Below are 10,259 nucleotides of genomic sequence, written 5' to 3'. Positions count from 1 at the left end.
GCCTGCGGTCCACGCCGTAGGCGACGCCGGCGACGCCCAGGCCGAGCACGGCGAGGGCCGCGCCCGTCAGCGCCGGGGACGTGACGGCGAAGCCCGCCGCCAGGGCGAGGCCACCGATCCAGGCGCCGCCGGCGTTGGCCAGGTTGAACGCGGCCTGGTTCGCGGAGGACGCCAGGGACGGGGCGGCGGACGCCTTCTCCATCACCATCAGCTGCAGCGGCGAGCCGGTCGTGAACGCGGCCATGCCGAGCAGCAGCACGGCGAGCGCCGCGCTCCACTCCGCCCGCATCAGCACCGGGAAGAGCACCAGGACGACGCCGAGCGAGGCGAGCCCGCCGAACAGGGTCCCGCGCAGCGAGTGGTCGGCCAGGCGGCCGCCCATCAGGTTGCCGATGGTGGCACCCACGCCGAACAGGGCGAGCAGCAGCGTGACGCTGCCCTCGGCGAACCCGGCGGCGTCCGTGAGCATCGGCGTGATGTAGCTGTAGGCCGCGAAGAGGGCGCCGAACCCGGCGACCGTCGTGCCGAGCGCGAGCCACACCGGCAGCGAGCCGAGTGCCTTCAGTTCGCTGCGGACGCCGACCGCCGTGCCGTGCCCGTGGTCGGCGGGGACCAGGGCCAGCAGCGACGCGATCGCGGCGAGGCCGATGGCGCTGACCGCGAGGAACGTGGCGCGCCAGCCCAGTTGCTGCCCCATGGCGGTGGCCACCGGCACGCCGACGATGTTCGCGACGGTCAGGCCGAGGAACATCAGCGAGACCGAGCGGGCCTTGCGTTCGGGGGCGACCAGGGACGTGGCGACGACGGCGCCGACGCCGAAGAAGGCGCCGTGCGGCAGGCCGCTGACGAAGCGGGCGACCATCAGCCAGTGGTAGTCGGGCGCCACGGCGGAGACGGCGTTGCCGACGACGAAGAGCACCATCAGGCCGATCAGCACGCGGCGGCGCGGCATCCGGGCGGTGACGGCGGCGAGCAGCGGGGCGCCGATGACGACGCCGAGCGCGTAGGCGGAGACGAGATGACCGGCGGCGGGCAGGGAGATGTGCAGGTCGCTCGCGACGTTGGGCAGCAGGCCCATCATCACGAACTCGGTCGTGCCGATGCCGAAGGCGCCCACGGCGAGAGCGAGCAGGGCGAGGGGCATGAAGGATCTTCCAAAGAACGGGGACGGTTCCGTAAGTTTACGTACGGAACAAAGCCTCCCGCACCGAGTATTCCGCGAGGTTAAGGCGCGATGAAGCCCCGCCTACGTCCGGGGCCCCGGCTCACACCTCGACGCGGGCCGCGATCGGCAGATGGTCGCTGCCGGTCTCGGGCAGCGTCCACGACGACACCGGCTCCACGCCCCGCACCATGATCTGGTCGATGCGCGCCATCGGGAACGCGGCCGGCCAGCTGAACCCGAAGCCGCTGCCCGCGGCGCCCTGCGTGGAGCGCATCTGGGAGGTGACGGCGTTCAGCGCGCGGTCGTTCATCGTGCCGTTCAGGTCGCCGAGCAGGATGACCTTGTCCAGCGGCTCGTCGGCGATGGCCTCGCCCAGTGCGTTCGCGCTCTTGTCGCGCTGGCTCGCGGTGAACCCGGAGTCGAGCTTCACCCGCACCGACGGCATGTGCGCCACGTACACCGCGACCCGGCCCTCGGGCGTCGCGACCGTCGAGCGCATGGCCCGGGTCCAGCCCAGCTTGATGTCGACGGGCCGGGTGCCGGTCAGCGGGTACTTGCTCCACAGGCCGACGGTGCCCTGGACGGAGTGGTACGGGTAGGCCGCCGCGAGCGCCTTCTCGTACGTCGGCAGCGCCTGCGTCGTCAGCTCCTCCAGGGCGACGACCTGGGCGCCGGACGCGGCGACGTCCTTCGCGGTGCCGGACGGATCGGGGTTCTCGGCGTTCACGTTGTGGGTGGCGACGGTCAGGCCGCCCCCGCCGTGCTGCTTGTCGGTGAGCAGCCCGCCGAAGACGTTCAGCCAGACGATCGCCGGAAGCAGCACGGCGATCACGGCGGTCGCCGACTTCCGTACGAGGCCGAGGACCAGCAGCACCGGGATGAACACGCCCAGCCACGGCAGGAACGTCTCGGTCAGCGAGCCGAGGTTGCCGATGGTGTTGGGGATCTGCGCGTGCAGCAGCATGACCAGCGCGAGCAGCACCGCGAGGACGGCGAGGACGATGCCGCGGCGCCAAAGACCCCGGTCGCTGCGCAGCCGGTTCCTCAGGCGCCGGAGCCGCGCGGCCGATCCGGAGTGTCCGGTTCCGTCGCGCTCTTCACTGCCGTACGCCTGCGCCATACCGTCGTCGCCTCACTGCCTGCCGTGCCCGCCGTCCCCGCCCGAAAACACTAGGCGATGATCAGCCGCTTGCTGTTCCGTCACGCCCGCCACCGGGCGGGTCTGTGACGTCCGTACGGCCACGAGGACGAGCGGGGCGGTGTCCAGGGTTCCGGGCGAGGCGTTCCGGGGACCCGCTGTGACCAAACACGCACAATCACCCACGGCCCGCGGGCCGCAGCCCCGCGAGCACGGTGTCCACGATCTGCTCGGGCAGGTCCTCGACGAGCGGGGCGTCCGACCGCAGGACACTGCGCAGCAGCATGGGCCCGGCGATCAGGTCGCTCGCGAACTCGATGTCGGTGTCGGCGGGCAGTTCGCCGTCCGCGACGCCGCGACGCAGCACGTCGTGCATGACGCGGCGGCGCGGGTCGATGACGACCTCGTGGTACGCGTCCCAGAGCTTGGGCAGCGTCTTCATCTGCGCGAAGACGTTGTGCAGCAGCGTCGACCTGCGCAGGTCGAGGCCGTGCCGGCGCAGATGGTCGAGGAGACAGACCAGGTCGTCCCGCATGGACGTGCCCGGCAGCGCCGCGTCCGGCCCCTCCATGGAGCGCAGCACGTCCACGAAGAGCTCCTCCTTGCCGCTCCAGCGCCGGTAGATGGTGGCCTTGCCGACGCCGGCGGTGCGGGCGATCCGCTCGATGGACAGCTCGGCGAGCGGCACGCCCTCCTCCAGGAGCCGGATGACGCCCTCGACGATGGCCTGTTCGACGGCCTCGCTGCGCGGGCGGCCCCGCACGGGCGCCGAGCAGCCGGGCGGTGGCGTGGGTGCACCCGGGATCCCGTGCCGCCCTGCCCGCCGCCCGGCCCGTTCCGTGTCCACGTCCTCCGCCTTCCGCCACTGCCCCGGAATCCGGCCTTCCGCCGGACCCCGGGGCGATTGTCCCAGCGCTCCCCGTGGGGACGTACCCGCCGTACGCGGGTCAGTGGTCCGCGCCCACCTTTTCCTGCGCGTCCGGCTGCTGGCCGGCGGGTGTCGCCGGCGCCTTGCCCGGCAGGAACAGGCCCGTGACGACGGCGCTGATCAGGGCCACGGCCGCGCCCCACAGCGCAGTGACGTGCATGGCGTGCAGGAACGAGTCGTTGGCCGCGCCGACCAGGCCCTGGGCCCGCGGCCCGATCTTCTCGGCGATCCCGAGCGTGGCCTCGATCGAGCCGCCCGCGGTGTCGCGCAGGTTCGGCGGGAGCAGCCCGAGCTTGTCCTCGATGCCGCTGCGGTACGCCGTCGAGAGCACGGAGCCGAGGACGGCGATGCCGAGCGCGCCGCCGACCTGGCGGAAGGTGTTGCTGAGCGCGGACGCCGAACCGGCCTTCTCGCGCGGCAACGCCTGCATGATCACGACGCTGGTCGGCGTCATGACGTGCGCCATGCCCGTACCCATCAGGAAGAAGATGACCTCCATGATCCAGATCGGGGTGTCGGCGTCGAGCGCGGTGAAGGCGGCGAGCATGCCCGCGAGCAGCACCAGACCGCCGGTCGTGGTGGCGCGCACGCCGAGCTTGTCGACGACGATCCGGGCGCGCGGCGCGAAGATCAGCTGGGCCACGGCGAGCGGCAGCATCAGGGCGCCGGTCTGCAGCGGCGTGTACCCGCGCACGCTCTGCGTGTAGAAGACCGAGAAGAACGTGACGCCCATCAGGGCGAAGAAGACCAGGGCGATGGCGGCGATCGCGGCCGAGAACACCTTGTTCTTGAAGTAGTCGATGTCGATGGACGGGTGGTCGCTGCGCTTCTCGTACACGACGAACCCGACGAGGACGACGAGTCCCGCGACGATGGTGGCGAGGACCTGGGGGCTGGTGAAGTCGCCCTCGTCGCCGCCCTTGATGATCCCGTAGACGAGCAGCACGAGACCCACGATGGACAGCACGACGCCGACGAGGTCGATCCGTCCTGGCTTCGGGTCCCTGGAGTCCGGCACGAGCGCCAGCATGAGGACGACGGCCAGGATCACGATCGGCACGTTGACCAGGAAGACCGAGCCCCACCAGAAGTGGTCGAGCAGCAGGCCGCCCGTGATGGGCCCGATCGCGATGGCGAGGCCGACGCCGCCCGCCCAGATGCCGATGGCCTTGGGCTGCTCCTCGCGCTCGAAGACGTTCATGAGCACGGCGAGCGTGGCCGGCATGACGAAGGCGGCGCCGAGGCCCATCACCGCGCGGAACGCGATGAGCTGGACCGGCGAGCCGGACTCGGCGGCGAGCGCGGACCCGATGCCGAAGACGAGGAGTCCGCCGATCAGGACCTTCTTGCGACCGATGCGGTCGCCGAGCAGACCGGCGGTGAACAGCAGGCCGGCGAAGACGAGCGTGTAGGAGTTGATGGCCCACTCGAGCTCGCTCTGCGTGGCGCCGAGGCCGGTGGGTGCGGGCGTCGAGATCGTCTTGATCGCGACGTTCAGGATGGAGTTGTCGAGGACGACGATCAGCAGGCTCAGCATGAGCACCGCGAGGATCGCCCAACGACGGCGATGCACGGCCTCCGGTATTCGGGGGGCCACGGGAACGGCAGGAGTGGTCATGTGTACGACCCTAGCCTCATTTCGATACGGCTCCGTCTCGTATTGATGGCCGGGGGGAAATTCTTACCGAGCCTTTACGCGGGAGGGGGCCTGGCGCACAAGCGGCACGCGGTGCCACCATGGAGACGATCCGGGGACGCCGTCAGGGCGCCTCGAGACGAATGAAGGAGCCGTTGCGATGACGCAACTTCAGGCTGCCCATGAGCCGGCCGCGGCCGCGGCCACCGACAGCAGCAATCCCAAGGCGCTGTACGGAGGAAAGGGCACCCGCCGCATCACCGTGCGCGACATCTCGCTCGCCAAGGAGCGGGGCGAGAAGTGGCCGATGCTGACCGCGTACGACGCGATGACGGCATCGGTCTTCGACGAGGCCGGCATCCCCGTGATGCTGGTCGGAGACTCGGCGGGCAACTGCCACCTCGGTTACGAGACCACCGTCCCGGTCACCCTCGACCAGCTGACCATGCTCTCGGCGGCGGTCGTCCGCGGCACCAGCCGCGCGCTGATCGTCGGCGACCTGCCCTTCGGCTCGTACCAGGAAGGCCCCGTGCAGGCGCTGCGCTCGGCCATGCAACTGGTGAAGGAGGCGGGCGTCGGCGCGGTCAAGCTGGAGGGCGGCGAGCGCTCCCACGAGCAGATCAAGCTCCTGGTGGAGGCGGGCATCCCGGTCATGGCCCACATCGGCCTGACCCCGCAGTCCGTCAACACGCAGGGCTACCGGGTCCAGGGGCGCGGCGAGGAGGCCGCGCAGCAGCTGCTGCGCGACGCGAAGGCGGTCCAGGACGCGGGCGCGTTCGCCGTCGTCCTCGAACTCGTCCCCGCGGAGCTCGCCGCCGAGGTCACCCGCGTCCTGCACATTCCGACGGTCGGCATCGGCGCGGGCCCGGACACGGACGCGCAGGTCCTGGTCTGGACGGACGCGCTCGGCCTCACCGGCGGCAGGATGCCGCGCTTCGTCAAGCAGTACGCGAATCTGCGTTCTGTCATGTCCGATGCGGCGAAGGCGTTTGCGGAGGACGTGATCGGCGGAACGTTCCCTCTGGAGGAGCACTCCGTCCACTGAGCCGAACCGCGCCTCCCTTGAGCCATCGCGGCACCACCGCAGCCCGTCGATCTTCCCCCGTCGACGGGCTGCGTCGCGTTCGCCGACAGAACGAGTGTCAGCGATAGGTCGCCGACAGTCGCCCTGTCGGTGGTCTGTCGGCGACTTGTCGGTGGGGCCTGGCACCTTGAGTGCCATGACGCGAAGCGACAAGAACCCCGACAACAGCACAGGCGGCCGCCCCGTGGCCGTGTCGGTGCGGGGACTGGTCAAGCACTACGGCGAGACCAAGGCCCTGGACGGCGTGGACCTGGACGTGCACGAGGGCACCGTGATGGGTGTCCTCGGGCCGAACGGCGCCGGCAAGACCACCCTCGTGCGCTGCCTGTCCACCCTCATCACGCCCGACTCCGGCTCGGCGATCGTGGCCGGCTACGACGCGGTGAAGCAGCCGCGCCAGCTGCGCCGCGTGATCGGCCTCACCGGCCAGTACGCCTCGGTCGACGAGAAGATCTCGGGACGCGAGAACCTCTACATGATCGGGCGGCTGCTCGACCTGTCCCGCAAGGACGCGAAGGCCCGCGCCGACACGCTCCTGGAGCGCTTCTCCCTCACCGACGCCGCGAGCCGGCCCGCGAAGACGTACTCCGGCGGCATGCGCCGCCGCCTCGACCTCGCCGCGTCGATGATCGGCCAGCCGCACGTCCTGTACCTGGACGAGCCGACGACCGGCCTCGACCCCCGTACCCGCAACGAGGTGTGGGACGAGGTCAAGCGCATGGTGCGGGACGGCGTGACCGTGCTGCTCACCACCCAGTACATGGAGGAGGCCGAGCAACTGGCCTCCGAGCTGACCGTCGTCGACCACGGCAAGGTCATCGCGCGCGGCGGCATCGAGGAGCTGAAGGCGAAGGTCGGCGGCCGCACCCTGCGGATCCGCCCGGCCGACCCGCTGGAGCTGCGCCCGCTGGCGCACGCCCTCGACGACCTGGGCATCACCGGCCTCGCCACGTCCCTCGTCGACACCGAGTCCGGCACGGTCCTCGTACCGATCCTCAGCGACGAGCAGCTGACCGCCGTCGTCGGCGCGGTCACCGCGCGCGGCATCACGATCGGCTCGATCGCCACCGAACTGCCCAGCCTGGACGAGGTGTTCCTGTCCATCACCGGCGAGAAGCCGTCCGCCCCGCAGGACGCCCGCCCCGCACTCGAGGAGGCCGCCGTATGAGTTCCCACCCGTCGTCCACCGCCACCCTGAACGAGGCGCCCCGCGCCACCCCTTCCCCATCGCTCGGCCCCTCGACGGTCCCCACCATCCACGTCGAGGCCGACCCGCGCATCGGCCTGCGCGGCCACCTGCGCCACACCGGCGCGCTCGTCCGCCGCAATCTGCTGTGGATCAAGCAGGACCCGGAGTCGATGTTCGACGCCATCCTGATGCCGATCATCTTCACGCTGCTGTTCGTGTACGTCTTCGGCGGCTCGATCGGCCAGGCACTCGGCGGCGGCCAGGACCGCTACGTGCAGTACGTGATCCCCGGCATGATCGCGATGATGAGCATGAACATCGCGCAGGGAGTCGGCACCGGCTTCAACGAGGACTTCCAGAAGGGCATCATGGACCGCTTCCGGTCGCTGCCCATCGGGCGGGCCTCGGTCCTGATCGCCAAGGTGTCGGTGGAGCTGCTGCGCATGCTCGTCGCCACCACCGTCCTGATGATCGTCGGCGTGCTCGTCGGCTTCGACATCACCAACTGGGCCGGTCTGTTCGCGACGGTCGGCCTGTCCACGCTGTTCGCCTCCGCCATCATGTGGATCTTCCTGGTCCTCGGTGTGACCATGAAGAACGCCCAGTCCGTGCAGGCGATGGGCTTCCTGGTGATGATGCCGCTGCAGTTCGGCTCGTCGATCTACGCGCCGCCGCAGTCGATGCCCGGCTGGCTGCAGGCCTTCACCGACTACAACCCGATGTCGAACCTCGCGGACGCCGCCCGCGGCCTGATGGTCGGCGGCCCGGCCGCCCACGACGTGTGGATGACGCTCGGCTGGACGGCCGCGCTGACCGTGGTCATGGCGCCGGTCGCGATCCGCAAATACACGAAGAAGAGCTGAGGCGCACCCGAGCCGGTTCGCGTCACAGCAGGGCGGTGGCCTCCTCGATGGAGAGGCCGCCGCCCTCGGCGTGTGCCCGCGCGTACGCCGCGTCGTCGACCAGCGCCCGCACCTCCGTCTCCGTGTCCGTCCGCCACCTGCGCTCCAGGCCGGACCTCACGTGCGGGGTGGGCAGCGAGGCGTCGGACACGCCGATCAGCCGGGCGGCCAGCGCCCCGTCACCGGGGGCGGCGCGCAGCGCGAGGGCGCGGGCCACCGTGAGCAGGTGCAGGGCGCGCATCTCCGGCATGACGACCATGGCCAGCGGGTCGCCGGAGAGTTCCACGGCACGTATCGCCCCGGACAGGGCCGGGCCGCCGTGTCCGTCGAGGACGTCGAGCATGGCCTCGATGCCCACGGTCATGCCGCGGAAGAACATCATCTCCGAGACCCCGAACTCCTCGCGCAGAGCGGCCAGTTGCTCGCGCGCCTCGGCGGTGCGGCCGGTGGCGGCGAGGCGGCTGATGAGGAACATCCGGGCGGCGGGGCGGGCCTCGTTGTGGTGGCGGCGGGCCACGTCGAGCGCCTCGCGCAGCAGCGCCTCACCGCGCTCGCCCTCGCCCTGCTCGACGAGCACGTTGCCGTGCCGGACCTGGAGGATCGCGGCCTGGGCGTGGGAGCCGAGGCTCTCGGCGACCTCCATGGCGCAGCGGTAGTCCTCGGCCGCCTCCGCGTAGCGCCCGAGCTGCTCGTGCGTCTCGCCGCGTGCGGACAGCGCCTCGGCCATGCCCCACTCGTCGCCGAGCCGGGTGAACAGGGCCAGCGACTCGTCGGCGTCCGCGACCCCGTCGACGGGCGAATCGCCGCGGTTGGCAAGGACGTTGGCGCGCATCTGGAGGACGAGCGCGAGCTCCCACTCGGAGCCCAGCTCACGGCAGGTGCGCACGGTCGCGTCGATGAGTTCGCGCATCGTGGCGAGGTCGCCGGACATGAGGACCGCGAAGTACCAGATGTTGCCGGGCGGGCGGCAGGCCTGCGGCAGGTCGGCGCGGTAGGTGCCCCGGATGACGCGCAGCCGCTCCTGTCCCCACTCGCTCTGCCACCTGCCCATCTCCATGTCCATGTAGCCGAGCTGGGTGAGATGGACCTGGCGGCGGGCCTCGTCCAGGAGTTCGCCGGCGAGCGGCGGCGGCACGTCGGTGCAGCGCTGGAGCAGCGGCGGGGCCGGGCGCACCGGCCCGGCGAACGGGTCGGGGCCGAGCGCGGCCGCCTCCCGGGCCCAGCCGCGGGCGTCCAGGCGCAGGTCCCGCATCTGCCAGAACCAGGAGAGCGACAGGACGAGACTGAGGGCCTCCTGCTCGTCGCGGGCGGCGATCGCGTGCCGCAATGCGGTGCGCAGGTTCTCGTAGTCGCGCTCGATCCGGGCGATGGCCGCGCGCTGCCCCTGCCCGCGCAGCAACGGGTCGGTGGTGCGGGCGAGTTCACGGAAGTACGTGAGGTGGGCGCGCTCGGCGGCGGCCCGCTCCCCGGACTCGTCGAGGCGTTCACCGCCGTATTCGGAGACGGTCTCCAGGAGCCGGTAGCGCATGCCGCCGTCATCCGGCTCGGCGACGGCGAGCGACTTGTCGACGAGGGAGGCCAGCGTCTGCAGGACGTAGCCGCCGTCGGGGCCGTCGGACCCGCACACGGCCTCGGCGGCGGCCAGGTCGCAGCCGCCGCTGAACACGGACAGGCGGGCGAGGACGGCACGCTCGGTGGCGTCCAGCAGGTCCCACGACCAGTCGACGACGGCGCGCAGCGTCTGCTGGCGCGGCAGCGCGGTGCGGGCGCCGGAGGTCAGCAGCCGGAACCGGTCGTCGAGCCGGTCGGCGATCTGCCGGGGCGTGAGCATCCGCAGCCGGGCGGCGGCCAGCTCGATGGCGAGCGGCAGCCCGTCGAGGCGGCGGCAGATCTCGGCGACGGCGTCCGGGTCCTGGTCGACGGTGAACCCGGGCCGCACCGCGGCGCCCCGCTCGCCGAACAGGCGCAGCGCGTACGGCTGCGGCAGGGGCTCCACCGGGTAGAGCAACTCCCCCGGCACGCCGAGGGGTTCGCGGCTGGTGGCGAGCACGGTGACGCCGGGACAGCGCGCCAGCAGGTGCTCGGCCAGGGCGGCCGCGGCATCCACGACGTGCTCGCAGTTGTCGAGGACGAGGAGCATCCGGCGGTCCGCGCAGTGCTCCACGAGCCGGACCATCGGGTCGTCGCCCTGCCGCTCGCTCGCGGCGCGCAGCTCCT

At 71.6% G+C, this 10,259-nt stretch carries 8 protein-coding genes; 3 read left to right on the top strand and 5 right to left on the bottom strand.

The features are described from left to right. From G3I40_RS21405 to G3I40_RS21390, 4 genes are all read right to left on the bottom strand, one after another. Positions 1 to 1,144 (bottom strand): MFS transporter (locus G3I40_RS21405; RefSeq protein WP_164303752.1); only part of this gene is annotated, 1,144 nt, incomplete at its 3' end. Between the two features lie 121 nt (positions 1,145 to 1,265). Then, on the bottom strand, positions 1,266 to 2,285 hold the full coding sequence (locus G3I40_RS21400; protein WP_164303751.1) for an endonuclease/exonuclease/phosphatase family protein: 1,020 nt from the start codon (positions 2,283 to 2,285) through the stop codon (positions 1,266 to 1,268). A gap of 196 nt (positions 2,286 to 2,481) precedes the next feature. Then, the gene (locus G3I40_RS21395) at positions 2,482 to 3,108 is read right to left on the bottom strand and encodes a TetR/AcrR family transcriptional regulator (RefSeq protein WP_164303753.1); all 627 of its coding nucleotides are present in this window, start codon (positions 3,106 to 3,108) and stop codon (positions 2,482 to 2,484) included. A 142-nt stretch (positions 3,109 to 3,250) separates the two neighbouring features. Beyond that, positions 3,251 to 4,849: an MFS transporter gene (locus tag G3I40_RS21390; RefSeq protein ID WP_164303750.1), complete on the bottom strand. Its 1,599-nt coding sequence runs from the start codon at positions 4,847 to 4,849 to the stop codon at positions 3,251 to 3,253. Between the two features lie 178 nt (positions 4,850 to 5,027). On the opposite strand from G3I40_RS21390, the gene panB reads away from it, so the two are divergent. The 3 genes from panB (at position 5,028) to G3I40_RS21375 (ending at position 8,003) form a co-directional block, all read left to right on the top strand. Then, positions 5,028 to 5,912, top strand: coding sequence for a 3-methyl-2-oxobutanoate hydroxymethyltransferase (panB, locus tag G3I40_RS21385; protein WP_164303749.1), 885 nt, complete (start codon positions 5,028 to 5,030; stop codon positions 5,910 to 5,912). 175 nt (positions 5,913 to 6,087) lie between these two features. Continuing rightward, positions 6,088 to 7,119: an ATP-binding cassette domain-containing protein gene (locus G3I40_RS21380; RefSeq protein ID WP_164303748.1), complete on the top strand. Its 1,032-nt coding sequence runs from the start codon at positions 6,088 to 6,090 to the stop codon at positions 7,117 to 7,119. Then, complete coding sequence (locus tag G3I40_RS21375) at positions 7,116 to 8,003, top strand: ABC transporter permease (RefSeq protein WP_164303747.1); 888 nt, start codon at positions 7,116 to 7,118, stop codon at positions 8,001 to 8,003. The genes G3I40_RS21380 and G3I40_RS21375 overlap by 4 nt, the downstream gene beginning before the upstream one ends. Before the next feature lie 22 nt (positions 8,004 to 8,025). Here G3I40_RS21375 and G3I40_RS21370 read toward each other — a convergent pair. Beyond that, positions 8,026 to 10,259: tetratricopeptide repeat protein (locus tag G3I40_RS21370; protein WP_164303746.1), on the bottom strand; the 2,234-nt coding region annotated here is incomplete at its 5' end.

Origin of the sequence: Streptomyces sp. SID14478 (assembly GCF_010548525.1) — a bacterium.
Classification (GTDB): Bacteria; Actinomycetota; Actinomycetes; order Streptomycetales; family Streptomycetaceae; genus Streptomyces.
The sequence above is the reverse complement of the archived record's forward strand: the minus strand, read 5'-3'. Positions and strand labels throughout refer to the sequence as shown.